Below are 26,815 nucleotides of genomic sequence, written 5' to 3'. Positions count from 1 at the left end.
AGTGAGGACATGCAGGTATTCGACAATGTAAATAAGACTGTAAGGGATGACCTTGCGGCTACAATCGCAAAAGGCGACAAGCTGTCAATCGCGGCGGCGTGTTTCTCTATCTATGCCTATCAAACCCTCAAGAATCAGCTTGACGGAGTTGCCGAGCTGCGCTTTATTTTCACTTCACCGACATTTCTGCAAGAAAAAGCCCCGAAAGAAAGACGGGAGTTCTACATACCGCGTCTTAATCGCGAGCGTTCCCTTTACGGCACGGAGTTTGAAGTTAAACTTCGTAACGAGTTGACCCAAAAGGCGATTGCCCACGAGTGTGCCGAATGGATCCGCAAAAAGGTGCGTTTCCGCTCCAATTTCACCAATGGCGTAATAAACACGTTCCTTGATATACAACAAGAGGGCGGGGGCTACTCATACACGCCAATGAACGGTTTTACCACCGCCGACCTCGGTTGTGAACGAGGGAACAATATCGCCGTCCAAACGATTAAGTTTGCCCATTCCGAAAGCCGTCAGTTCCTTGACAGTTTCAATATGGTGTGGGGCGACAAGACCATTCTTTCCGATGTAACCGAGCAGGTCATCAACGGCATCACCGCCGCCTATAATGAGAACTCGCCTGAGTTCATGTATTTCGTTGCTCTGTACAATATCTTCAACGAGTTCTTGGAGAGCATCTCCGAGGATGTATTGCCGAACGAGGCGACGGGCTTTAAGGAAACCAAGATATGGAACAAGCTGTACGACTTCCAAAAAGATGCCACGCTTGCGATTATCAATAAACTCGAAAAATTCAACGGTTGCATACTCGCCGACAGCGTTGGGTTAGGCAAAACTTTCACCGCGTTGTCGGTTATTAAGTATTACGAGCTCCGCAATCGAATGGTTCTTGTGCTTTGCCCGAAAAAACTGGGTGACAACTGGCACACCTTTAAGGAAAACTACCTGAACAACCCGATAGCGGCTGACCGCCTGCGGTATGACGTGCTTTACCATACCGATTTGTCGAGGGAATACGGTTCGTCCGGTGCAATTGACCTTGCAAAGCTGAACTGGGGTAACTACGACCTTGTTGTTATCGATGAAAGCCATAACTTCCGCAACGGCGGCGACTATTCGAGGCGCGGCGACGATAAGCGCGAGAATCGCTACCTCCAACTGCTGAACAAGGTTATCCGCAAAGGTGTAAAGACCAAAGTTCTTATGCTTTCAGCTACGCCCGTGAACAATGGGTTTTCAGACCTGCGGCATCAGCTTGAACTTGCCTACGAGGGTAACCCAACGCTGATAAACGACAAACTTGATACAACGAAGTCGATTGACGTTATCTTCCGCAACGCCCAAACTGCTTTCAACAGGTGGAGCAAGTGTGAGCAGGAAGAGCGCACGACCGAGAATTTGCTCCGCTCTCTCGACTTCGACTTCTTTACGATGCTCGACAGCGTAACGATAGCCCGCTCCCACAAGCACATTGAAAAGTATTACAACACCGCCGAGATTGGCAAATTCCCTGAACGGCTGAAACCCATTACCCTCCGTCCGAGGATGACCAACCTTGAATCGGCGATTGACTACGACGATATTTATGACCGGTTAATGAAGCTGAATCTTGGAATCTATACCCCGACCGATTTTCTTTTGGAGAGCCGCCGTGCGAAGTATGTAGATCCAAGCAAGAACATAGACCGAGCTGGGCGCGAAAGCGGCATCCGCCGCCTGATGTGCATCAATCTCTTGAAACGGCTTGAAAGTTCGGTTTATTCGTTCCGCATCACACTGGAGCGCGTGAGGGCTTTGATAAACGGCACAATTAGCGACATCAACGCTTATGTGAACGGTACACAGCGGATAATCAATACGCAGGAGTTTTCGGAAGACGATTTTGACGGCGATGACCAAAACACCGATTACTTTGAAAACATGGGCAAGAAGCTCGACATTGACCTTGCGGATATGGACTATGTATCGTGGCGAGAAAAACTCACCGAGGACTCCGAAATCCTCGAGCTATTATCCGTGCTGATTGAGGACATCACGCCCGAACACGACACCAAGCTGCAAGAGCTTATAACGCTGATTGACAATAAAATCCATGAGCCAATCAATGATTACAACAAAAAAGTGCTTGTTTTCTCTGCGTTCTCTGATACGGTGGATTATCTCTACGTCAATCTCGCGGGTCGGTTCGGTGTTGACGCGGCAATGATAACCGGCACCACCGACGGCAGGACGACCGTCAAGCTGAAACGCGCCGATATGAACACAATCCTGACGCTGTTCTCGCCGCGCTCCAAAGACAAGGAACTGCTGATGCCGGACAACCCCGCCGAAATTGACATCCTGATTGCCACGGACTGCATCTCGGAGGGACAGAACCTGCAAGATTGCGATTATTGCGTGAACTACGACATACATTGGAATCCCGTGCGGATTATCCAACGGTTCGGGCGTATTGACCGTATCGGCAGCCATAATGACAAGATTCAACTTGTTAATTTCTGGCCGAACATTGACCTTGACAAATACCTTGAACTCAAAGGGCGCGTAGAAACCCGAATGAAGGCTTCCGTTATGACCGCTACGGGTGACGACAACCCCATTGCCCCCGAAGAACAAGGCGACCTTGAATACCGCAAAGCACAACTTGAGAAGCTGCAAGACGAAGTCGTGGACATAGAGGAAATGCAGTCAGGCGTTTCCATTATGGACTTGGGGCTGAATGAGTTTCGGCTCGACCTGCTTGAATACGTCAAGCACCACGGAGAACTGGACGGCATACCATTTGGGCTTCACGCGGTGGCCGATGGCAATGAAGACTCACCACGTGGCACGATATTCATACTGAAAAACCGCAACACCAAAATAAACGTCCAAAACCAGAACCAACTGCACCCGTTCTATATGGTGTATCTCAGCGACGAAAGCTCAGGCGAAGAACCGACAGTTTACATTGACCACCTACAACCCAAGAAACTGCTCGATTCTCTCAGGCAGCTTTGTAAAGGCAAGGACAAGCCGCTTGACGAACTGTGCAGGCAGTTTAACGCCGAGACAAAAGATGGAAAGAAAATGCGGCATTACTCCGACCTGCTCTGCTTTGCCGTGAATTCCATCGTGGATTTGAACGAGGACGACTCCATCGATAGTTTCCTCTCGGGCAAGCAGATTTCTCTTGCCGCGAATACGATTGACGGTTTGGATGATTTTGAACTGATCTGCTTCGTGACCGTAAAGTAAGGTGATGCTTATTATGTTAGGACTGCCCAAGACGACCGAGCTATCCAAAGCCTTGCCCAAGAAGGCGATATTCGACAGGTTTAAGCCATCACCCGGCGACCGCAGGCTTTTTGACGAGCAGATAAACCGAATGTCAATCGTCGCGGAAATTTCGCCGCAAACAGTATCAATAAAGGCAAGCGCGGACGTTTCGGCGGTGTATGTCGTTCTGGTGATGTTGAAAACCAACCAGTGCGACAAGAAGAACATCGCACTCTTGTCGAAGCTGATTGCCCAGCGTATGTTGTTTGTGCTTCAATCAGGCGAAACTGCAAGGCTCGCTGTTTACCGAGCGGACAAAGTACTGGTTTCCGAGAGCAAGCCGCTCACGAGCTGGAATCTGAACCTCAGCGGGCTTGACCTCGGAGCGGTGTGGGCGAACCTCGTTGCCCAGATAGGCGGTATCGACCTTACAGGCGGAAAAGACCTCGACGCAACCATTGCCGAGAACGACCGCCGAGAGAAACTGCAAAAGCAGATAGCCGCCCTTGAAAAGCAAGCAATGACCGAACGCCAGCCCCGCAAGAAGTGGGAGCTTGCCGAAGAAATCAAACGGCTGAAAGCCGAATTGGAGGAATTATAATGAGTGCTGAACAAACACGCAAAACGATAAATCAGCTTGATAAGGATATTGTGTTACTTGAGAAGAAGTCTGCCGATTATTCAAAAAAAGAAGCGATGGCTCGGAGCAGTGCGGCGCGCGTGGCAAAAGGCACTCCAAAGAATGCTTCATTGGCAACTATCAAGTCAAAGCAATCCCGGATTGAGAAATTCAACACCGATGCAATTAGAGCCGTGAACGCAAGAGCAGACATAGACAAGAAAATTGCAGACAAGCGTAAAAAACGAGCAGAAGCGCAAGTTAAACTTCAAAAGGAAGAAGTGGCAGAGCGCAAAAAGAACGATAAAGCCCAAGTTGTCCTGCAACAAAATTATGAACAACGGATTGACGAGTTGACTGGGCAAATTCAAGCACAAGCAGTCACTCAACTGCAACAACATCTTTATGCGGCAACAGCCGAAGAAGAATATGATGTTTTCATCTCCCACGCTTCCGAGGACAAAGAGAGTTTCGTTGATGATCTGTATCAGGAACTTGACTCGCGTGGCGTTAAGGTTTGGTATGATGCGATGAGTATAAAGTGGGGCGACAGTCTCCGCTCTAAAATAGATGAAGGCTTACGGAAGTCAAGGTTCGGGATAGTCATTCTGTCAAATGACTTCATACGAAAAGGCTGGACACAGTATGAACTTGATGGCTTGTTTCAGCGAGAAATGACGGGAGGCAAGACTATACTTCCGATATGGCACAAGATAACAAAGGACGAGGTTCAGACTTTCAGTCCACCTTTGGCGGGTCGCAAAGCCCTAAACACAGCGACGCTTTCAGCTGAGGAAATTGCTATCGAATTGATTAGCTTATTACCTCCCGTTGAGATTGAAGAAGCAACGGAAGAATTGGAGGAGACCACAAATGGATAAATTGAAAATGCACACCCCGTCCCTCACGGAGGCGAACTTCGCCGCGCTTGCCGCCTTGTTCCCGAACGCTGTAACCGAGACGATTGACGAAAACGGCGCGGTCGTCCGTGCCATCGACAAAGACGTGCTAACGCAGGAAATCAACGTCCACGTCATTGAGGGACGCGAAGAACGCTACCAGTTCACTTGGCCGGACAAGCGCAAGAGCGTGCTGCTTGCCAACGCGCCGATTGCCGCCGCTTTGCGCCCGTGCCGTGAGGAGAGCGTGGACTTCGGCAATACCGAGAACCTCTACATAGAAGGGGACAACCTTGACGTGCTGAAACTGCTGCGCGAAACGTACTTGAACCGCGTGAAAATGATATACATCGATCCGCCGTATAACACGGGCAACGATTTTGTGTATGAGGACGATTTTTCGGAGAGTGCCGCCGAATATGCCGAGCGGAGCGGCGACTATGACGAACAGGGAAACCGCCTTGTGAAAAACCTCGACAGCAACGGGCGTTTCCACACCGACTGGCTGAATATGATTTACCCGCGTCTGCGCGTTGCGCGGGATTTGCTGACGGAGGATGGCGTGATATTTATCAGCATTGACGACAATGAAGTAGAAAACTTGAAGAAAGTTTGCAATGAGGTGTTTGGGAGCGGGAATTTTGTTACTTGCATTGAATGGCAAAAAAGATACACGAGAAGCAATAACACAGATGGGTTTACAAATGTCACAGAACATATAATTGTGTATTCAAAAAATGAATTTATGCCAAATCTAATGGCGCGAACTGAAGAAGCAGATGCAAGATACTCGAACCCAGATAATGACTCTCGTGGTGCTTGGAAAGCAATGCCTTTTTCAAGTCAAGCAAGTCCGCAACAAAGACCTAACTTGTGCTACGAAATTACGAACCCTTTTACTGGGGAAGTAATTACACCAAAACAAAAAGCGTGGCGAAGTTCAAAGGAGGTTTTTGAGCAATATGTCAGGGATGATGTTGTATGGTGGGGAAAAGAAGGGAATGCAACCGTTCCCAGCATAAAGCGTTTTCTGTCTGAAGCACGCGAAGGAATGACGCCTATAAATTTTTGGGATTATGAGTTCGCAGGCAATACAGATGATGCGAATAGGGAAGTTAAAGAACTTTTCACTTCAAAAGTTTTTGACACGCCAAAACCTGTACTTTTGTTAAAGCGAATGCTTGAAATTGCAACTAAATCTGGCGACATAATCCTCGACTTCTTCTCTGGTTCTGCCACAACCGCGCACGCGGTGATGCAGCTCAACGCCGAGGACGGCAGTAAGCGCAAGTTTATTATGGTGCAATTGCCCGAAGTCTGTGACGAAAAATCCGAAGCGGCAAAAGCAGGATATAAAAACATTTGCGAAATCGGCAAAGAGCGTATACGCCGCGCCGGGGCGAAAATCCTTGGGGAATTAACCGCGAAAAACGCGAAAAAAGATGAATCGGATTCTTTTTCGCGCTTTTCGTGTGGTTCGCGGTTAGATACGGGCTTCCGCGTCCTAAAACTTGACAGCACGAACATGAAAGACGTGTACTACACGCCCGATGAATACGCGCAGATTAACTTCAGCTTTGACGGCTTGGCGGACAACATCAAGGAAGACCGCACAGGCGAAGATTTACTGTTTCAAGTGATGCTTGACCTCGGTATACCGCTGTCGGCGAAAATCACGCAAGACGGCGATGTTTACTACGTCAACGACAACTACCTTATCGCCTGCTTCAAGCGGGTTGATACCAATCTGATTACGGAAATTGCCAAGCAGAAGCCCTACTACGCCGTTTTCCGCGACAGCAGTTTTGTCTCCGACTCAGCGCTGGTCAATTTCGAGCAGGTGTTCAACACCTACAGCCCAAACACGATCAGGAAGGTGCTGTAATGGCGAAGAAGAGAAAGGACGAAATCACAATTCGCTCTTCTGCGGCGGAGTATCTGACGTTTATCGCGGCGACGGGCGACGATGCGGAAAGCGTGGAAATGCGCTATCAGGACGAGAATATCTGGCTGACGCAGAAGATGATGGCGACTCTGTATGACGTTACCGTGCAGAATATCGGACAGCATATCAAGAAAATTTTTGCCGACAGCGAACTTGCCCGCGAGGCAACTATAAAGAAATACTTTATCGTTCAAAACGAGGGCGGGCGCGAGGTTTCCCGTGAGATCGAACATTATAATCTGCAAATGATTATCGGGGTCGGGTTTAAGGTGAACAACGAACGCGCCGTGCAGTTTAGGAAATGGGCGAACGCAATCGTCAAGGACTACACGATTCAAGGGTGGGTTATGGACGTCCCGCGCCTGAAAAGCGGCGGTTCGGTTCTGACGAAAGAATATTTTGAGCGGCAACTTGAAAAAATCCGTGAGATACGGATGTCGGAGCGGAAATTCTATCAAAAAATAACCGACCTGTACGCCACCGCGCTGGACTACGACAAAACGGCGGCGGCAACGCGGCGGTTCTTCGCCACGGTGCAGAATAAAATGCACTTCGCCATTCACGGTCAGACGGCGGCTGAGGTGATTGTTCTCCGCGCTAGTGCCGAAAAGCCGCATATGGGCTTGGCTACTTGGGAGGACGCGCCAAGCGGGAAAATCCACAAGGCGGATGTTATTATCGCCAAAAATTACCTCTCCGAGTTTGAACTTGAACAGATGGAACGTATGGTGTCGGCGTATATCGACTTCGGCGAAAGTATGGCGCTTCGTAACATTCCGATGACTATGGCGGATTGGGAAACGCGTCTGAACCGCTTTATTGAAATGTTCGAGTACGGTCTGCTGAAAGACGCGGGTAAAGTGTCGGCGGAGATTGCCAAGTTGCACGCGCTGACCGAATTTGAAAAGTACCGCATTATCCAAGACCGCCTGTTTGAAAGCGACTTTGACCGCTTTGTCGGGCTTGAGCAAAACGCAGAGCAAATTCGGCAGATAATTTCTGCCGAACAGATAAGCGGAGGTGAGAAATCGTGAAGTTTCAGTTCAAGATACAAGCGTTTCAAACCGAAGCCGCCGAAAGCGTCGTGCGTGTGTTTGCGGGTCAGCCGAACGTCGGCGAATCCAAGTACCGCCGCGATGTGGGCGTGATAATCAAAGATATGCCAATTTCGCTGTTCGACCCGACAGACGACTCTGAATTTGAAACCGCCTACCGCAACGCCGATGTAGCGCTGTCAAAAGAACAGCTTCTCACGAATATTCGTGCAGTACAGACAGCAAATAACATCAAGTATTCCGACGGATTGTCCGACGGGCTTGGCGCGGTGTCGCTTGACGTTGAGATGGAAACAGGCACCGGCAAGACATACGTCTACATCAAAACGATGTTTGAACTTCACAAGGTTTACGGATGGGGCAAGTTTATCGTGGTCGTGCCGAGCATCGCCATCCGCGAGGGTGTGAAGAAATCGTTTGAAATGCTCGAAGACCATTTTATGCAGATTTACGGATTGAAAGCGCGGCACTTTATCTACAACTCCTCGAATTTGCACCAATTAGACGAGTTTTCGCAGAACAGCGGAATCAACGTGATGATTATCAATACGCAGGCGTTCAACACCACGATGAACGAGGGCAAGAATGTTGCGGGCAGAAGCGGCAACGAGGCGGCACGTATCATCTACACCGAACGCGACGAGTTTGGCAGCCGCCGCCCGATTGATGTTATCAAGGCGAACCGCCCGATTATCATACTCGACGAGCCGCAAAAAATGGGCGGCACGGCTACGCAAAACGCTCTTAAAAAGAACTTCGCGCCACTGTTCTCCCTGAATTATTCGGCAACGCACAGAACAAGCCACAACCTTGTCTATGTCCTTGATGCGCTTGACGCTTTCAAAAAGAAGCTGGTCAAAAAGATTGAGGTCAAGGGTTTTGAGCTGAAAAATCTCGGCGGCACGAACCGCTATATGTATCTTGCCGCCGTGGTTATTGCCCCTAAGAAACCGCCCCGCGCCCGACTGGAATTTGAGGTCAGCCGCAAGACGGGTTCGCCGAAACGCGAAACACACCTGCTTGAAGTGGGCGACAGCCTCTATACCGCCTCCAAGGGTTTAGAGGAATACAAAGGCATCTCCGTTGCCGACATCGACCCGATACGGGCGACCATCACATTCAGCAACGGCGACACACTGACGACGGGCGAAGCCAGCGGCAACGTGAATGAGGATGATATTCGCCGAATCCAAATCCGCGAGACCATCAACTCCCATTTTGATAAAGAAGAGAAGCTGTTCGAGCAGGGCATAAAATGCCTGTCGCTGTTCTTTATCAACGAGGTGGCGAAGTACCGCCAGTATGGTGACGACGGAGAGGAAATCCTCGGCGAGTATGGACGTATCTTTGAAGAAGAATACAACGCCGCCCTGAACGAGCGGCTCACGCTATTCCCAACGGCATATCAAGCCTATCTGCGCGGCATCGACACCGCCGAAACACACAGAGGCTATTTCTCCATAGACAAAAAAGGCCGCGCCGTAAACAGCGCGGTTAAGCGCGGTTCTGATGAATCCGATGACATTTCGGCTTACGACCTAATCCTTAAACGGAAAGAAGTTTTGCTGTCGTTTGAGGAACCGACGCGCTTTATCTTCTCCCACTCCGCTTTGCGTGAGGGCTGGGACAACCCCAACGTGTTCCAGATTTGCACGTTGAAGCACTCGGACAACGCCACGGCGAAACGTCAGGAAGTGGGGCGCGGTTTGCGTCTGTGCGTGAACAGTGATGGCGTTCGTCAGGATTTGGAGGTCTGTGGAGAGACGCTCGTGCAGAGCATCAATATGCTGACGGTTGTCGCAAGCGAAAGCTACTCGGACTTCGTCGCCGGCTTGCAGAAAGAGATAAAGTCCGACCTTTACGAGCGCCCGACCAAGGCGAGCGTGGATTATTTCAGTGGCAGGCCGGTCATATTGGCGAACGGTCAATTGAGTACAATTTCGAAGACAGAAGCACAGGAAATATTCGTGTATCTCCGCTCTAATAATTATGTTACGAAAGCGGGCGAAGTTACAGACACATATCGGAATGCAGCCGCAAATGGCAATCTTGAACCATTTGATGATGAACTCGCTCCGCTTGCCGAGAACATCCATAAATTAGTTCAAGCTATATTTAATCCGTCTATTCTAAGTGATATGGCGGGCAACGGTCACGACACAAAAATTAAGGACAACCCGCTGAACGAAAACTGGGCGGCGTTCAAGGACTTGTGGGAACGGATAAACAAGCGATATGCCTACACCGTGGAATTCAATGGCGATGAGCTGAAAAGCAAGGCAATAGCCGCCATTGACGCGGAATTGAACGTTGCCCGCTTGTCATACACCCTCACAAAAGGGTCGCAGGAAGGCATGGACTTCAATGTGGAGTGCACCGAAACAAAGAGGCTCGACCGCGCACACGGCGGTCTTGCGGCTTACGACATCATCGGCAAGATTGCCGAAGGCACAAGTCTTACCCGCCGAACGGTTACGGCAATCCTCGATGGCATCAAGAGGGAAAAGCTCTGGCTGTTCCGCGAGAACCCGGAAGAATTCATCGCCAAGGTCATCGTTATCATCAACAGGCAGAAAGCCTCCGTGGTCGTGGAACATATCACCTACGCCCCAAGCGCGGAAGAACCATACTCGCAGGACATTTTCAATATGAGCCGTGCCTCCGATGAATACGCAAAGGCTTTCAAGGCGAAACGCGCCATTCAGGATTATGTATTTACCGACGGCTCTGCCGCCGACAGCATTGAGCGTTGCTTTGTGGCTGACTTGGACGTAGCCGATGAAGTGATTGTCTACGCCAAACTGCCGAGGGGACTGCGCGGCTTTTATATCCCGACGCCTGTTGGCAATTATTCCCCGGACTGGGCGATTTCATTCAAGAAGGGCGCTGTAAAGCACATCTTCTTCATCGCCGAGACCAAAGGCACGATGGACAGTCTCGAACTGCGCCCGATTGAGCAGGCAAAAATAGCCTGCGCCAAGAAGCTGTTTAACGAGATTTCCACAACCGGCGTGAAGTACCACGATGTGGACAGCTACCAAAGCCTGCTCACTGTAATGGAAACGCTGTAATTGTAACCGGGAGAAACACCAGACGATGAAACCGCAATAATCGCGGAGCTTCGCGACACGCGAAATAGTGATTTGACTAAGAGGCAAGCAAAGATAAGTTCCTTTATTTAATGCTTAATGGGGTAATTATTACACCATTGGATTTATGTTTTCTTTTGCAATTGCCCCAATACGGCGTTGATTGCTTCTACTCGTTGTACTGCGGTTTCCGTTGCTACTGTTACCCGCAATTTATCTGCGCTGATAAAGCGGTAATCACGATTGGTTTGAATGAGGCGCACAATGAGGGCGGGATCAATTTGGTGGTGTTTGCCAAAACTCAGGGTAATGGCTTCTGCGGTGGCATCAATTGCGCTCAAACCCAGTTGTTTGGCTTTCAAGCGCAGCCGATGGCTGGCGATAAGGGTTTGTGCGGGCGCGGGCGGTAAGCCGAAACGGTCGATGAGTTCTTCATGAACTGTGTCGATTTGCGGCTCGGTTTCGCAGGTTGCCAAGCGTTTGTACAGCACCAAGCGTTCGTGAATATCGGGGCAGTAATCTTCAGGCAAGAGGGCGGGGCTGTGTAATTTAATGTCGGTGGCAACACCCAAAGGCGCATCTAAATCGGGAACACGCCCTTTTTTAAGGTCGCGAACTGCTTGTTTGAGCATTTCGGTATATAGCGTGAAACCCACGTGTAAAATTTCGCCGGATTGTCCTTCTCCCAAAATTTCACCCGCGCCGCGAATTTCCAAGTCTTGCATCGCCAAGGTGAAACCCGCGCCCAATTCATCGGCAACGGCAATGGCATCAAGGCGTTTTTCTGCGTCTTTGGTGATGTATTCGGGGGTCAGTAAATACGCATAGGCTTGGTGGTGCGAGCGGCCAACGCGCCCGCGCAGCTGATGCAATTGCGCCAAGCCGAACTTGTCGGCGCGGTTGATGATGATGGTATTGGCATTGGGTATGTCGATGCCGGTTTCAATAATGGTGGAACACAGCAAAATATTGTACCGCTGCTGCAAAAAGTCGCGCATCACTTGTTCCAGTTCGCGTTCGCGCAATTGTCCGTGCGCAATGCCGATGCGCGCTTCAGGCAGCAATTGGCTTAAGCGTTCGTACATGTTTTCAATGGTATCAACTTCGTTGTGCAGAAAAAATATTTGCCCGCCGCGTTTGAGTTCGCGCAGAGCGGCTTCGCGAATGCCTGCTTCAGTGAATGGTTTGACAAAGGTTTTCACTGCCAAGCGGCGGCTGGGGGCGGTCGTAATGAGCGAAAAATCGCGCAAACCCTCTAAAGCCATGCTCAGTGTGCGCGGAATTGGGGTGGCGGTGAGTGCCAGCACATCAACATTGGCGCGCAGGCGTTTGAGTTGTTCTTTTTGGCGCACACCGAAACGATGTTCTTCATCAATAATAACCAAACCCAAACGCTGAAACACAATGCCGGGCTGCACCAATTTGTGCGTGCCAATCACAATATCCACTGTGCCGTTTGCCATGCCGTCCAACACGGCGCGGGTTTCTTTACTGCTGTTAAAACGCGACAGCTGCGCTACTTTTATCGGAAAATCAGCAAAACGGTCTGCAAAATTTTGCGCATGTTGTTCCACCAGCAATGTGGTGGGCGCAAGCAATGCCACTTGTTTGCCCGCCATTGCCGCCACAAATGCGGCGCGCAAAGCAACTTCGGTTTTGCCGAAGCCCACATCGCCGCACACCAAGCGATCCATTGATTTTTCTTGTGTTAAATCTTTCAGCACGGCGGCAATGGCAGCGGCTTGGTCTTCGGTTTCTTCATAGCCGAAGCCGTCGGCAAAGGCGCGGTATTCGGTTTCGTCCAAGGCAAAATGATGCCCTGCCTGTGCGGCGCGCTGAGCATAAAGATTGAGTAGCTCGGCGGCGGTGTCGTGTGCTTTTTCGGCGGCTTTGCGCTTGGCTTTGTTCCACGCGCCATGACCCAATTTATGCAAATGCACGTTTTCCTGAGCCGCGCCCGCATAGCGGCTGATAACATGCAATTGCGATACGGGAACATACAATTGCGCGTGTTCGGCGTATTCCAGCAGCATCATTTCGTTGCTGCCTTCGCCCAAATCCAATGTTACCAAACCCATGTAGCGGCCAATGCCGTGTTCTTCGTGGACAACGGGATCACCGAGGTTGATTTCAGCCAAGTCGCGCAGCATGCCGTCGGATACGGCGGCGTGTTTTCGGCGGGTACGGCGGGTGTGGCTGCGGGCAATGTATTGATACAAATCGGCTTCGGTAACAACGGCAATGTGTCTTTCAGGCAGCCTGAAACCATACGATAAAGGGGCAACCGCCAATGCCAGTGGCGCGGTGTCGTGTAAAAATGTGTGCCAATTGTCCAATACAGCGGGTGTTAAACCGTGCTGGCGCATAAAGCCGAGCATGGTTTCTCGTCTGCCCAAACTTTCGGCACACAGCAGCACGCGCCCGTTAAAGGCTGCCTGAAAATGGCTTAAAGCCGCCAGCGGTGCATCGGCATGGCGGTTTACCGCAACATCAGGTAAGTTGTGTTCGCTGCTGCTTTGCCACTGCGGATACACTTGCGGATAGGGTTTAACGTGCGCATTGAATTCATCTTCACTCAAAAACAAGGCATTTGGCGGCAGCGGCGGGTAGGCGGCATCGCCTGCTGCCATGCTGTATCGATTTTTGACATCGCGCCAGAAGCGCGCCGCTTCCGCATCGGTATCGCCCACGCGCACCAATAAGGCTTCAGTGCCGATGTAATCAAATAAAGTAACGCAGGCTTCTTCAAAGAACAGCGGCAAATAATATTCAACCCCTGCGCCGAAACGCCCGTCGGACACCGCTTGATAAACGGTTGCCACTTTTTCGTTGGCGGCAATTTCTTCACGGAAACGGCTGCGGAATATTTTTTGTGCATCACCGTCGGTGGGAAACTCATGTGCCGGCAGCAGGCGAATTTCGGATACGGGCTGTAAACTGCGCTGGCTGTCGGTGTCAAAGGTTTTGATGCTGTCGATTTCGTTGTCAAACAAATCCAAACGAAACGGCGTGTCGCTGCCCATGGGGAAAATATCAAGCAAGCCGCCGCGCATGGCAAATTCACCTGCCGCCACCACGTGGGTAACATGCTGATAACCCGCGTCTGCCAGATTGCGCTTCAAGGCTTCTGCGTCCAGTTTCTGCCCTGTTTTCAGCCAAAACGTGCGCCCGAGCATAAATGACAGCGGCGACAAACGCTGCATGGCAGTGGATACGGGTGTGAGTAATACGTCCACCTGCCCGTTTTTTAATTGCCACAACACCGATAAGCGTTCCGACACCAAATCCTGATGCGGTGAAAAATGCTCATAAGGCAGGGTTTCCCAATCGGGAAAAAACACCACATTCGCCGCCGCGTCAAAAAACTGCCATGCCGCTTGTAAACGCAAGGCTTGTTCGGTGTCGGCGGTTAAAACCACTTTCAGTGCTTTTTTTGGCAGGTTTTCGCTGAGCAATAAGGGCAAACTGCCGGCGGATAAGTCAGACCACACGGCTTTTTGTGCGATCTTGGGGAGCGGGAATTGTTCTGCTGGAGTCATCATGCTTTTTATAAACGACAATGGGCTACCTGAAAAGTTTCAGGCAGCCTGTGTGGGGAAAGTACCCGAAAAATCAAACCGAAAACGATGAACCACAGCCGCAAGTGGTGGTGGCGTTGGGGTTGCGAATCACAAATTGCGAGCCGTGCAGGCTTTCGGTATAGTCAATTTCCGCGCCGACAAGATATTGATAACTCATCGGGTCTATCAAAAAAGTTAAACCGTCTTTTCCGATTTGGAAGTCGTCATCGTTCACGATTTCATCGAAAGTAAAACCGTATTGAAAACCGGAACAGCCGCCGCCGTTGACAAATACGCGCAATTTTAAATCGGGATTGTTTTCTTCGGCGATCAAATCTTTCACCTTAATACAGCAGCTTTCGGTGAAAACAATCGGGCTTTCTTCTAAGATTTCAGACATATCGCAATCCTTTTTTAAATGATTTAAGAATCTTTATTTCACTGATTTTCAGGGCAAGAGCGGCATCATCTTCAAACCCGCCGTTTCATTGCAGCCAAACATAATGTTCATGTTTTGCACCGCTTGTCCCGCCGCACCTTTAACCAAGTTATCAATCACCGACAACACAATCCATGTGTCGCTTTGCGGTGCTTGTTGTATGCTGATGCGGCAGCCATTCGCGCCGCGCACGGAGCGGGTTTCCGGTGTACTGCCCTGCGGCATGATGTCAATAAAAGGGCTGCCTGAATAATAATCGGTAAGCAGGGTGTGCGGGTTGGTATTTGGCTGTAGTTGCAAATAAATGGTGGCATGCATGCCGCGAATCAAGGGGGTTAAGTGTGGCACAAATACAAATTGTTCGGCGGCATTGTTTTGTAAATTGGCAATGGTTTGTTTGATTTCGGGCAAATGCCGATGTCCGAGAATGCCGTAGGCTTTGAAATTATCGCTTGCTTCCGCAAATAAACTGCCTACTGCCGCTTTGCGCCCTGCACCCGATACGCCCGATTTACAATCGGCAATCAGCGGGCTTGATGCTTTCAGGCAGCCAGCTTGCAACAAAGGAATCAGCGGTAAAGACACACAAGTGGGATAACAGCCGGGGTTGGCAACGAGTTGTGCGGTTTGAATGGCTTTGCGGTTTAACTCACTCAAGCCGTAAACGGCTTTTTCTGCCCATTCGGGGCTTTCATGCGTCATGCCGTACCACTTTGACCATACGTTTAAATCACGTAAACGGTAGTCGGCAGATAAATCAATCACTTTCACACCCTGATTGAGCAAGGAAGGTGCTTCTTTCATGGCAATGCCGTTGGGCGTGGCAAAAAACACCACATCACACGCCGCTAAGTTTGCGGATTCGGGTGCTTGGAAGTGCAAATCATGATAAACGCCGCGCAGACTGGGGAAATAGTCTGCCAATGCCGTGCCGGCTTCGCCTCGGCTGGTTACGCTGATGACTTCGGCGTGTTCATGGCTTGCCAATAAACGCAGTAATTCAACGCCGGTGTAGCCTGTGGCACCGACAATGCCGATTTTGATGCGGTTCATGTTGTTGCTTTCATTGTTTGATTTTTATTGGTTTGATTTACACATGCACCAGTGTGCCTTCGTCTTCGCCCATAATCACCCGTTTGAGTGCGCCGTCTTTGAAAATACCGAACACCACGATATTGAGCTTTTGTTCGCGGCACAAGGCAAATGCGGTGGCGTCCATGACTTTCAGGTTTTTGCTGATGGCTTCGTCAAAAGTAATGGTGTGGTAGCGGGTGGCGGCGTGGTCTTGCTTGGGGTCGGCGGTGTAAACGCCGTCCACATTGGTGGCCTTCAGCATGATGTCGCAGTTCATTTCCGCACCGCGCAGGGCAGCGGCGGTATCGGTGGTGAAAAACGGGTTGCCGGTGCCGGCGGCAAAAATCACCACTTTGCCTTCTTCCAAATATTGAATCGCTTTGGGGCGGGCATAGGTTTCGGTGATTTGCTGCATACTCAATGCCGATTGTACCCGTGCTTTTACGCCGTGGCTGGCAAAGGCTTCTTTGAGGGCTAACGCATTCATCACGGTTGCCAGCATGCCCATGTAGTCGGCAGTGGCGCGGTCCATGCCTTTGGACGATTGTGCCATGCCGCGAAAAATATTGCCGCCGCCGATAACCACAGCCACTTCCACACCCATTTCAACGATTTCTTTAACTTGTTCGGTAATCTGCATAATGGTGTCGCGGTTGATGCCGAAAGCATCGTCGCCCATCAGGGATTCGCCGGATAATTTTAATAACACGCGGCGGTATTTAGGTTGTTTACTCATCATCATTCTTTCTTGGGGGTACGGAATATCGCTGTTAAAATAGGGGTTTACCAATGCACATAATCACGTGCGGCGGTGTGTAACACAGTAAATGGTTTTTTAATTGATTGTGTATTCAAAATGGCGGCGTGCTGCATGGACGGCCGTCTATTTTATTTTTCAGGCAGCCTAAAAACAACAACAGAACAAAAATTCATCATAAAAGTTTAAAAAAAAGCACCCTTGATTCAACGATTGAATCTTGAGTGCTTTGTTTTCATGGCGTAATCCTTGCCGATTTATACTTTCGCAGCGGCAGCCACTTCGGCGGCGTAATCCACTTCTTTTTTCTCAATGCCTTCGCCCACATGGAATGCGGCGAAACGGATAACGGCTGCGTTGTTGTCTTTCAAGAATTTTTCCACAGTAACATCGGGGTTAATAACAAAGGCTTGCCCCAATAAGGTTACTTCAGCCAAGAATTTTTTCACACGGCCTTCCACCATTTTTTCAACGATTTCAGCAGGTTTTCCGGATTCTTTGGCTTGTTCGGAGTAAATATGACGCTCTTTTTCAATAAGTGCCGGATCAACTTGATCGGCAGACACGCATTGCGGTTTGGACGCGGCAATGTGCATGGCAACTTGGCGCACGGCTTGTTCATCGCCGCCTTTGTGTTCCACCATAACGCCGATTTTTGCACCGTGCATATAGGTTACCAAACTGCCGTCGGTTTCGTACCGTTCAAAGCGGCGTACACTGATGTTTTCGCCCAATTTGGCAATCACGGCTTTGCGCAATTCTTCCACCGTTGCACCGCTGTCGGTTTTGATGTCTGCCAGCGCAGCAACATCGGCAGGGTTGCCGATAACCACAGCTTTGGCGACTTGATTGGCAAAGTCAATGAAACTGGTGTCTTTTGCCACAAAATCCGTTTCGCAGTTGATTTCAACCAGCGCGCCGATATTGCCGTCAATGGCATAGGCAATAATGCCTTCGGCGGCGGTGCGCCCTGCCAATTTTCCGGCTTTTGCACCGGATTTAATGCGTAAAATTTCTTCGGCTTTTTCCATATTGCCTTCGGCTTCCACCAAGGCTTTTTTGCATTCCATCATGCCCAAACCGGTGGCGGCACGTAAATCAGCAACCATTTTTGCGGTAATTTCAGCCATTTTTAAATCCTTTAATTTTTAGCAAACATCAATTCAGGCGATGCAGGCTGCCTGAAAAATATATTCAAAAAAAGGGGCAATGCGCCCCTTTGGTTACCAAAAGCAACTTATTTGGCGGCCGCTGCGGCTTCGGCGGCTTCTGCCGCTTGCACAGCTTGCACCACTTCTTGCAGTGATTGTGCTTTGCCTTCCAATACTGCGTCTGCCATACCGCGGCAGTATAAGCGAATGGCTTTGGCAGAATCATCATTACCCGGAATGATGTATTTCACACCGTCGGGATTATTGTTGGTATCAACCACACCAATCACGGGAATACCCAATTTTTCAGCTTCGACCAAAGTACCGTGTTGGTAGCCGGTGTCAATCACAAAAATGGCGTCGGGCAGACCTTTCATGTTTTTGATGCCGCCCAAAGAACGATCCAGTTTTGCCACTTCGCGCTGCATATCCAAAATTTCTTTTTTGCTGTAACCGGATTCAGCAGCGTTTTCCAAAGCGGCGGATTTTTCTTCCAAGCGTTTAATGGATTGTTTCACCGTTTTGTAGTTGGTGAGCATACCGCCCAGCCAGCGATGATCCACATAAGGCGAACCGGCGCGCACGGCTTCTTCGCGAATGATTTCACGCGCTTGACGTTTTGTGCCGACAAACAATACCGTGCCTTTATTGGCAGCCAAGCGGCGCACCATGTCTTGGGCTTCCAAAAACATGGGCAGGGTTTTTTCCAGATTAACGATGTGGATTTTGTTGCGTGCACCGAAAATGTATTGCGCCATTTTCGGATTCCAGTAACGGGTTTGGTGACCAAAGTGAACGCCTGCTTCCAGCATTTGGCGCATGGTAACTTGAGACATACTATTCCTTACAAAGGGTTAAGCCTGACATCGGCAGCACAGAACCTGTTTAAAACAAGCACCCTTTACGGCAACCGATGTGAGCGTTAAGAACAAAAAAGTTTCTCGCAGAAATTGCAAAAAACTTTGTGATGATACAGTAAATTGGTTTGATAATCAAACAGCAATTGGGGAGGGAGGTAATGTTTTAGAAAATTTAGTGCGTGATGAAAAAGAAAATGGTTTGGCTGTAAATTCGCTTTTAAGCAGGGCAAATCTTTTAGGATATTAAGGGATTTGCGCTCTTTGCTCAACAATAGTACGCCGCCGACCATTGCTTTGCAAAGCGAGCGGCTTGTGCCATTTCAGCAAGTGCATAACCAACACCAACATACGGATCTTTAACTCCCGATGTTCGCTTTTGCCAATACATTCAATCTCTTTAACTTCTTACACATTTCAAGCTTGAGATTTCATTTAAATTGGGCAAAACGGTGGTTTAATTACATCCGATGAAGCAAACAGGCTGCCTTATATATTGCCCTAATGTAAAAGGGTGTTAACGCAAGGCAGTAATTTTTATTAACTTATTATTTTAAAACCCTTTTTCATGGTTATTGACTTGGAAAAGGGTTTGTGTTAGGCATTTTACAATCCTTAATCAAGTCGTTTATTCTGACTTCATATTAAGGAAATATTATGTCTGCGCCCATAGTATTCGCCACCGTTGCCACCAAAGGCGGTGTGGGTAAAACCACGTTAACAGCTAATGTGTCGGCGATTTTGGCTGATATTGGCTGTCGTGTGTTGATGATTGACGCTGATGTTCAGCCGTCATTATCAAAATACTATCCCTTACACTACTCAGCCCCGCATGGGGTAGTAGAGCTGTTGCTCGGGGATAATTCGGAGGCTTTAGCCGCTTCTTGTGTGTCCAAAACGGTGTATCCGAATTTGGATATTATACTATCAAACAACATCTCCGCCGATATTGAAACTAAGGTTCAAAATCGTCATGACCGGGCATTTCTGCTCAAAACCAAATTACTTTTACCTTTTGTTCAGAAAAATTATGATGTTATCCTAATTGATACACAAGGTGCGGTGGGTGTGTTACAGGATACGGCAGCATTTGCGTCTGAATATCTGATTACGCCGATTATGCCTGAAGTACTGAGTGCGCGGGAGTTTGTTTCCGGTACGCAAGAGGCATTAATACGATTGCAGCATGGAGTCAACATGGGCTTATCTGTACCCAAGATGCGCGCACTGATTTACGCGCAAAATCGTACTAAAGATGCTCGTTTCGTTGCCGAAGAAATCAAGACCTATTTTCACCAGCATTATTTAGACGGTAAACAGCAATTGCTGGACGTTGTGGTACCGCAAGCCAAGGCTTATACCGAAGCCGCAACGTTACGTTTACCTGTACATTGCCATGAACAGCAGCATTCAGGCAAGGCGGATTCGGCTTACAAAATCATGCACGAGGTGGTGTATGAACTGCTGCCCGGCTTAAAAGAACAAGGGTTACAAGGAAATTGCTTTGGTGGTATGAAAGACTTGTTGCCTGAAGAAGATTTTGCGGCAGGGGTGGCATGATGACTGCCGCCAAATTAAATCCATCTTTGACACGAGGCAGTTTGCTATTGGGTACACCAAAGCAATCCTCGTTGTTAATTGACGCTCCAAATTCAAACGAACCAATAAGCAGTGTGTTTTTAAACGTTCCGGCCAATGAAATTGATTATTTTGATGGTAATCCGCGCACGGCTTATCAGGCTGAACAATACGCACAAATTAAAACTTCAATTCAAGCAGTGGGAATACAACAGCCGGTACATATTACCCGCCGACCCGACGGTAATCGTTATATCTTGGCCAAAGGTGGTAATACCCGTCTAAAAATTTTACGCGAGTTATACGCAGAAACAGGTGATGATAAATACCGCCTTATGCCCTGTTTGTACACGGCTTACACTTCCGAATCTGATTTAAAAATTGCACATGTGATTGAGAATGAGCAACGGGTGGAGATGTCGTTTTGGGATAAGGCTCAGGCGTATGTTGCTATTCGCGATCTGCTGAGCAATGGCAATTCAATTGGATTGCGTGAACTAGAAACGTTGTTTGCCGAACATGGTCTGAGCGTTTCTCATTCCGCGTTAAGTCTGTTTTTGTTTGCCGCTGAACACTTGCAAGCAATCGCTGAACGGTTTTCAGGCAGCTTGAGCAATCAGAAAGCAAAAGATATTCGCAAACTGTTTCAATTGCTGAAAGAAAAGTTTAAATCTTTGAATTTACGCGAGGATTGCACGGTATTTTGGCAACAGGTTTTAAGCGATTACGCTCGCTCACAAGCAGAAAAAAGTGAATTGGATACCGATGTACTGGAAGCTTTTGTGTGGGCGGCTTTTACTCAAGAATACGGCGCGGTAACAACAGAACCGGTAACTACTGATAATCACTCACCTACTTCAGATGGTAGCAGTGTATCCCGCCGCACCACCACCCCACCGTCTGTGGTCGAACCGCAGGCGGTGGGGAACCCTCGTTCATCATCAGCAAACGAAATCGTTTCAGACCACAACGCACTATTTTCTGCTGAAAATGCCATCAAAGAGCTGCACAAGCACATTCGTGCATGGCTCAAAGAAGTGAACTTACTGGATTGTTTCAAGGCAAACAGCGGTTTTCAGTATGGGTTTTATCTGGAATATCCGAATTTTCATCACTTGCCGGAAAAAGCAAACTGCCCCTTTTTAATTGACGCATTACACGCTGATGCCGGCAATGTGTTTTGTTTGTTGGCAAAAATCAGCGGACAGGAAGCGATTTTGGAGGGGCTGACCAAAACGGCCGCCGCCATTCTCAGTTTACCCGACGATTCCATGCTCAAAATCGCGTATCAAAATGAAGACAAGTTTATTGAGTACCAAGATGTGGGTATTGGGCAGCGTGAGCATTTGATTGACTGTGTGTTGCATTGGCAAAGTACCGGACACCCTTTCGGTAAGCATCTGACCCAAATTTTATTCTATCTCAGAATTTTAAATCAGCCACCGGTAGCTTAATGAGGGGAAGCACATGGAAATGTCTGTAACAGCGAGTCAGCTGCCGCCATCAAATAACACCATAATCACCGGTACACGTCCACTCACCGAAGCCAAATATTACCGATTCAGCGGCTATGACCCTCGTTTTATTCACGCCGCCATCAGCCGCTTGGCTGATGGTAAACGCAATACCAGGGAAACTGCATTTAATACTTTACTGATAAGAGAGTATCGGCAAATGCTGCAAGAACTGCACGATTTAACTGCTGAGCAGGTAAATGAGCTGGTGAAACACTGTGGAGATGTTGTGGAAGTAGGTGTCAATTTACCGCTGTTATTGAAACGTCTTCGGCAATGGCAACGCGAAGACGGCTTATTTAAGCAACAAGTAGAGCAAGTGAAATGGCTGATTCAACACAAAGCCAGTAATCAATTGATTTTACTGCTGTGTCCGCGCTTGTTGGACGGTGAAATTAAGCAGTTGCGGCTGGAAATGGGTTTGCCTGTTTATAAAGGGCGGCTAAAGCAACCCGTACCGAATGATTGCCTGAATATTCAACACGCATGGCAAATCTTAACCCAAGACCACCCCAATTTGTATCAACGTTACCAAGTATTGGCACAGCTGTATCCGCAGTACGAACTGGGACAGCTGCATATGGTGATTACGCAAGCTGAAAAAGAAAAGGAATAGCAAATGAACAGTTTAACCGCCGATGTATTCGGTGCGATTTTACAAGGCCCTGCATCGAATTCTGCTTCGTTACAAAAATCGCTGAACGGCTTAGTCAAACAATGGCAAAAAACCGCGCAATTGGATTACGCCTTTGATGTGGAAACACCGTCTGAAATCACTTCACCGCTGGCAGCTTTATGGGACGAACCTTTGAGCTATATTCCGCACTACGCTGCCGCTGTTGGCGATGTGAATCAAGCTTATTTTTTAAGTTGGTTTATCGGCGTAGCGGCTCCATACCAATGGCTGCCATTGAATGACCATAAAATCCAAGCGGAAACGGGATTAACACCCAAACAATGGCGCAAGGTTCGTGAAGATTTGATGGCTAAGGATTTATTGTTAAACAAACGCGGTAAAGATGCTCGGTCTTTGTTTCGCTTGGACGAAGTTCAATTGGAACAATTGTTGAAGCAGAACGCAGAAATCACGGTGAACAATGTTTATCACCCACCCTTAGTAGTGGACAAATTACAAGCCAAGACCTTGTTTTCTCTGGGTTTAAATGTGAATGACCTGTTGTTTTTGGCCGCGGTTCAAGCGGATACACCTGCTGTACCGCTGCATCAGCGCGGTGATTGGACGGTATGGGTGGATATGCCGCAAAACCGCGTGTTTGAATTAACGTATCTAAGCCGCAGGGAACAAGACAATGCACAGGTGTCTTTGCAAGGGTTAAGCCTGATTGAGAGTAAAAATCAAGGTTTCCCGCAAATTCGCCGCTGCCGCGTGTCTTTAAAACGCTTGGCACAATTAACGGCGCGGCATTGTAACCTTGCCCTATAACAGCAGCGGCCAATCATGAATGTCTTCACCACCCACAATAGCTTGCTGCCTAAGCCGCCGCTATACAATCGGCAATTGGCAGAATGCTGGCAGGCACTCAACGGCGGCAGCAAAATTGCCGTGTATGAGTGCTTGATTCACATCACAGGCTCCCTGAAAACTGCTGTGTATTTGTCGCAGCTGTTGTATTGGACACGGGTGGGTACACGGGTTTTAGAAAATGACGGTTGGGTATTCAAAAGTATATCCGCCACCACCGAAGAGACAGGTTTGTCCAAACGTGAACAAGGAGCGGCAAAGAAAAAACTACAGGAACTGAACTTAATCAGCTGTAAACGTGTTGGCATGGGGGCAAAGCTGGCACTGCGTGTGAATTTGGACGTATTGGCAGAGGCGATTACCCAACAACAGCACGGAGACCATACGTTCAACAATAATTTCTATAAGCAATATGCCGAAGCCGATTGCTTTGCCGAAGCCGATTATGATGGAGACAATGATAATGCAGGCACTGAAATACTTGATCACGATTTACACGACCTCAATTTAACGGCATTGCATAACAACGCCTCTTTATTTTTTCGGCGGTATTTTTCCAAACGATTGGTGTATCACCGCGATATTGTCCGCATCACCGGTTGTATTCATTCGGCAATTATGCTGTCCTACATGCTTAAACAAGCCGTTCACGGTTGCGGCAGCCAAGAACACCATGCCTTTGCCGCACTGACAATCAGCCAATGGCAACGCCGTATTTTTGTGTCTTATTCAAGACAGCTTACTTGCCGCAATAAGCTGAAGCTGCTCAAGTTCATCATCGAACGTCATTTCGAGGCTTCGCGCCGAATTTTTACCCTGATTTGCGGCAAAAACATCTTAACTGCCGTTGCCAGACTGCTGCCGATTCAAAATGTAAATAAAACGTTAAACACCAATGTTTATCAGGCTTCTGTCAATTTGTTACATAAGGCAGAACCAATCGGTAACATAGGGCAGGAAATTGATTTACAAGAAGAAAATTCAGAAATTTCTTATTTGCCGCAACAAGACGGTATTCCCTGCGACAGTTCACGGGTTTACAGAAATGACCAAAGCCGAAATTCAGAAGTAACCAGAACAGAAATACAGAAAGCACAAAACCTGAAATTCAGAAATGACCAAAGCCGAAATTGTTATATAGATTTTAAAAACTACAAATTTATTAACTACAACCACAGCAACGGCGAATTATTTGAGTTCAGCATTAATCAGCTGCTCGGGGTGGTAGTTGATGAAATTTTTTCTGAACAAGCATTACAAGAAAACGGTTTACAGGCAGCCTGTAAACGGGGTTTACAGGAACAAGATTTGATTTTTCCTGATTTTTTGAAAGTGTATCAAGCCAATATTTTGAAAATCATTCAGCAGGTTTACCCGCAGGCAGGTACAGCAGCGGTGCAAGAGATTTTGGACGAAATGGCGGGACAAAGTGCCAACAAAGCAATCCACAACCCGATTGCTTATTTCAAAAAGCTGGCAACTGCCGCTGCCGGTGGAGAATTGATTACCGAACATGCACCTGCTGTATTGGCGGCACGAAAACGTGCTGAACAACATCAAGTCATGCTTGCAGAACGCGAAAAACGCGAACAGAAAGAGCCTACGAAGCGGCAGAGCATGGAAGAAAACGAGGATTACCAACAATTCAAACGGAATCTTGAAAAGCTGGAACGCAAACAATCACTCGGAGTACTGCCATGAAAGCACAAATACATTGGTTCCGCAGTCGTGAAATGCTGCCGCCCGCTGAAACAGCGGTACTAATTACCTATGAAAACAAAATGCTGATTGATTATCTGCATGCTGCTGAAGACGGAAAACTGTATTTCAAACAACATTGCCAAAATGCGAATAGACCGTTTCATTGGACATTTTTGCCGGAAGAAATTCAAACCCTTTTTTTGAAAGACCGGCCTGATTTTTCGCCTGTAAACCCCGTTTACAGACAGCTCAAACGATTACATAACCCCGCATAAACCTCTTTTCAGAAGATATTAAGGAGATATTAAATGATTGAAATGAAACGTACCTTTGTGGTGCCGCCTGCTGCTCTGAAAATGCTGTCGGTTACTAAAATCAATTATACAGATTATGTATTTGAAAAATCAGATACTTCTCCATTTGATAACCAATACGATTTGGCGCGTGAAGAGGCGAAGCTGGGCGAAAAACTCAACATCGAATTAGCCGATGACCACCCCGATTACGCGGCAAAACAGCTTTATTTGGCACATGAAAATGCGTTAATCCAGCATTTAAAACGCTCGTTTAAACGTCTGGAATTCGTTCGCGGTGAATATCGCATCGTGCCTGATGATTTCGCTCGCTTTGATATTGTCGGTAATTTGGTGGAAGAGACTGCCGACAAGTTGGTGATACATACTAAACAAGCCTTGCGTATGTGGGAGGGACAATCAGACCCGAGTAAAAAACGCTGGATAGGTTTGAGAATGGGCATATTTTTGATAGATGAACTGACCCGAAATGCCCGTCTTGATAATCCGTTCGCACTTAGCTATTTGTTACAGGTAGAGCAGCAATTGAAAGCAGTGGCAGCTGAATATCAAAACATGATTCAGCAAGTTTATGGTGAGCTGGATAAGCTGGCGACCAATGGCATTCAAGTAAGTTTGCTGGAAAACCGAGAACCGGTGGTGATTACTGCATCTCAAACAAGGTTATACGGTTTTAAATTGCTGACTTTGCTGACGCAATACGACTTGTATGTTCGGGCATTGATGACCGGGCAAGCCAAAGGTTTAACCGATAACAAACAAACTCGCAATTTACAGCACATAGGCGACAACATGCTGCGCGGTTTATTGGTTGAGTTGTTTCAAACGGTTACTACCATGCGCAGTTTACCAAAACGATTTATCCGCAAACAGCTGTTAGACGAGGGGTTACTGCTTAAATTAAGCAAAGCCGTGAAAGCAGGTGCATTGCCGCGCTTAGACGAACAAATCCTGCGCTACAACAGATTACCCGAATTACTGTATGTGCCAAACAAATTAACAGAAGAAGAAGTCAATCAGGTGGTAGATAAGGCGCGGCAAGCGGGTTTATTGAACGAGGTTGAAACCGATGGAGCTACTGGTGAATTGAGTGAGTTGGTCGGTAAAGATGAAGAAGGTATGTAATTTTAACCATAAGTGTTTAAATGCAACAAAAAGAAGCTATTTTTAAATAACTTCTTTTATTTTCATCAATAACTAAATAAGGATTAAATCATGTTTAATTGGTTAGTTGAAGGTGCGGTTGAGATTGTTAAAGCACCGTTCAAAATCACGGGTGCGGTGGTTACAGAGACCGTTAAAGCGGTGGAAACCACCGATGAGTTTTTAGAAGAAGTTGTTTTTGGGAATGAAAGCGTTTCTGATTTTAATAAAAGAAAACGCAATGAAGAGGAAAAGTGATGCAACTCGGCGAAGTGAGCCGCTGTAAACCCCGTTTACAGTTTTAGAAAATCATCTGTTCACGGTTCCGGCTGTAAACCCCGTTTACAGTAAAAATAATCTGAACCGGGAACGG

At 48.0% G+C, this 26,815-nt stretch carries 22 protein-coding genes; 15 read left to right on the top strand and 7 right to left on the bottom strand.

Translation table 11 applies throughout. The annotated features are described in order from the left end of the window. The first annotated feature begins 9 nt into the window (after positions 1-9). The 6 genes from Q384_RS01345 to Q384_RS01320 are packed head-to-tail and all read left to right on the top strand — an operon-like array spanning position 10 to position 10,853. Positions 10-3,243: a helicase-related protein gene (locus Q384_RS01345; protein WP_037585481.1), complete on the top strand. Its 3,234-nt coding sequence runs from the start codon at positions 10-12 to the stop codon at positions 3,241-3,243. A gap of 13 nt (positions 3,244-3,256) precedes the next feature. Then, the gene (locus Q384_RS01340; RefSeq protein ID WP_037585516.1) at positions 3,257-3,865 is read left to right on the top strand and encodes a DUF4391 domain-containing protein; all 609 of its coding nucleotides are present in this window, start codon (positions 3,257-3,259) and stop codon (positions 3,863-3,865) included. After that, a complete protein-coding gene (locus tag Q384_RS01335) occupies positions 3,865-4,764 on the top strand; it encodes a toll/interleukin-1 receptor domain-containing protein (RefSeq protein WP_051940247.1) in 900 nt (299 codons plus the stop codon). Before Q384_RS01340 ends, Q384_RS01335 begins: the two co-directional genes overlap by 1 nt. Further along, the gene (locus tag Q384_RS01330; RefSeq protein ID WP_211251063.1) at positions 4,757-6,667 is read left to right on the top strand and encodes a site-specific DNA-methyltransferase; all 1,911 of its coding nucleotides are present in this window, start codon (positions 4,757-4,759) and stop codon (positions 6,665-6,667) included. The genes Q384_RS01335 and Q384_RS01330 overlap by 8 nt, the downstream gene beginning before the upstream one ends. Further along, positions 6,667-7,761, top strand: coding sequence for a virulence RhuM family protein (locus tag Q384_RS01325; protein WP_037585479.1), 1,095 nt, complete (start codon positions 6,667-6,669; stop codon positions 7,759-7,761). Before Q384_RS01330 ends, Q384_RS01325 begins: the two co-directional genes overlap by 1 nt. Further along, positions 7,758-10,853 (top strand): type III restriction-modification system endonuclease, encoded by a 3,096-nt coding sequence (locus Q384_RS01320; RefSeq protein WP_037585478.1) that lies wholly within the window; start codon positions 7,758-7,760, stop codon positions 10,851-10,853. The genes Q384_RS01325 and Q384_RS01320 overlap by 4 nt, the downstream gene beginning before the upstream one ends. A 143-nt stretch (positions 10,854-10,996) precedes the next feature. Here Q384_RS01320 and mfd read toward each other — a convergent pair whose 3' ends face one another. The 6 genes from mfd to rpsB form a co-directional block, all read right to left on the bottom strand. Further along, positions 10,997-14,413: a transcription-repair coupling factor gene (gene mfd, locus Q384_RS01315; protein WP_425423465.1), complete on the bottom strand. Its 3,417-nt coding sequence runs from the start codon at positions 14,411-14,413 to the stop codon at positions 10,997-10,999. A 70-nt stretch (positions 14,414-14,483) separates the two neighbouring features. Beyond that, positions 14,484-14,822 (bottom strand): iron-sulfur cluster insertion protein ErpA, encoded by a 339-nt coding sequence (erpA, locus tag Q384_RS01310; RefSeq protein WP_084224353.1) that lies wholly within the window; start codon positions 14,820-14,822, stop codon positions 14,484-14,486. 57 nt (positions 14,823-14,879) lie between these two features. Then, complete coding sequence (gene argC, locus Q384_RS01305) at positions 14,880-15,923, bottom strand: N-acetyl-gamma-glutamyl-phosphate reductase (protein ID WP_037585475.1); 1,044 nt, start codon at positions 15,921-15,923, stop codon at positions 14,880-14,882. A gap of 37 nt (positions 15,924-15,960) precedes the next feature. After that, on the bottom strand, positions 15,961-16,680 hold the full coding sequence (gene pyrH / locus Q384_RS01300) for a UMP kinase (protein ID WP_037585511.1): 720 nt from the start codon (positions 16,678-16,680) through the stop codon (positions 15,961-15,963). A gap of 278 nt (positions 16,681-16,958) precedes the next feature. After that, positions 16,959-17,831, bottom strand: coding sequence for a translation elongation factor Ts (tsf, locus tag Q384_RS01295; protein ID WP_037585474.1), 873 nt, complete (start codon positions 17,829-17,831; stop codon positions 16,959-16,961). Between the two features lie 107 nt (positions 17,832-17,938). Then, entirely contained in the window at positions 17,939-18,688 is a 750-nt protein-coding gene (gene rpsB / locus Q384_RS01290) for a 30S ribosomal protein S2 (protein WP_037585473.1), read from the bottom strand. A gap of 79 nt (positions 18,689-18,767) precedes the next feature. On the opposite strand from rpsB, the gene Q384_RS01285 reads away from it, so the two are divergent. Next, entirely contained in the window at positions 18,768-18,959 is a 192-nt protein-coding gene (locus Q384_RS01285; RefSeq protein ID WP_037585471.1) for a hypothetical protein, read from the top strand. On the opposite strand, the gene Q384_RS14220 is transcribed toward Q384_RS01285, so the two are convergent. Beyond that, positions 18,956-19,060: a hypothetical protein gene (locus Q384_RS14220; RefSeq protein ID WP_425423464.1), complete on the bottom strand. Its 105-nt coding sequence runs from the start codon at positions 19,058-19,060 to the stop codon at positions 18,956-18,958. The two genes, Q384_RS01285 and Q384_RS14220, sit on opposite strands and share 4 nt — an antisense overlap. Before the next feature lie 306 nt (positions 19,061-19,366). Between Q384_RS14220 and Q384_RS01280 the strand changes: the two genes are divergently transcribed. The 8 genes from Q384_RS01280 (at position 19,367) to Q384_RS01245 (ending at position 26,700) form a co-directional block, all read left to right on the top strand. Further along, positions 19,367-20,269: a ParA family protein gene (locus Q384_RS01280; protein ID WP_037585470.1), complete on the top strand. Its 903-nt coding sequence runs from the start codon at positions 19,367-19,369 to the stop codon at positions 20,267-20,269. Continuing rightward, positions 20,266-21,741, top strand: coding sequence for a ParB N-terminal domain-containing protein (locus tag Q384_RS01275; protein ID WP_037585469.1), 1,476 nt, complete (start codon positions 20,266-20,268; stop codon positions 21,739-21,741). Before Q384_RS01280 ends, Q384_RS01275 begins: the two co-directional genes overlap by 4 nt. A gap of 13 nt (positions 21,742-21,754) precedes the next feature. Further along, positions 21,755-22,417 carry a hypothetical protein gene (locus tag Q384_RS01270; RefSeq protein ID WP_037585468.1) on the top strand — a complete coding sequence of 221 codons (663 nt, stop codon included), beginning with the start codon at positions 21,755-21,757 and terminating at the stop codon, positions 22,415-22,417. Between the two features lie 3 nt (positions 22,418-22,420). Beyond that, on the top strand, positions 22,421-23,245 hold the full coding sequence (locus tag Q384_RS01265; protein WP_037585467.1) for a hypothetical protein: 825 nt from the start codon (positions 22,421-22,423) through the stop codon (positions 23,243-23,245). A gap of 15 nt (positions 23,246-23,260) precedes the next feature. After that, on the top strand, positions 23,261-24,985 hold the full coding sequence (locus Q384_RS12480) for a hypothetical protein (protein WP_051940244.1): 1,725 nt from the start codon (positions 23,261-23,263) through the stop codon (positions 24,983-24,985). Then, positions 24,982-25,260 (top strand): hypothetical protein, encoded by a 279-nt coding sequence (locus tag Q384_RS01255; RefSeq protein WP_037585465.1) that lies wholly within the window; start codon positions 24,982-24,984, stop codon positions 25,258-25,260. Before Q384_RS12480 ends, Q384_RS01255 begins: the two co-directional genes overlap by 4 nt. Before the next feature lie 33 nt (positions 25,261-25,293). Further along, positions 25,294-26,424, top strand: a complete 1,131-nt coding sequence (locus Q384_RS01250; protein WP_037585464.1) for an AcaB family transcriptional regulator — start codon at positions 25,294-25,296, stop codon at positions 26,422-26,424. 90 nt (positions 26,425-26,514) lie between these two features. Further along, positions 26,515-26,700 carry a hypothetical protein gene (locus Q384_RS01245; RefSeq protein WP_037585463.1) on the top strand — a complete coding sequence of 62 codons (186 nt, stop codon included), beginning with the start codon at positions 26,515-26,517 and terminating at the stop codon, positions 26,698-26,700. The last annotated feature ends 115 nt before the right edge of the window (positions 26,701-26,815 follow it).

It is taken from the genome of Stenoxybacter acetivorans DSM 19021, assembly GCF_000745895.1.
Lineage (GTDB): Bacteria > Pseudomonadota > Gammaproteobacteria > Burkholderiales > Neisseriaceae > Stenoxybacter > Stenoxybacter acetivorans.
Note: the sequence above shows the minus strand (reverse complement) of the source record. Positions and strands in the feature narration are given on the sequence as shown.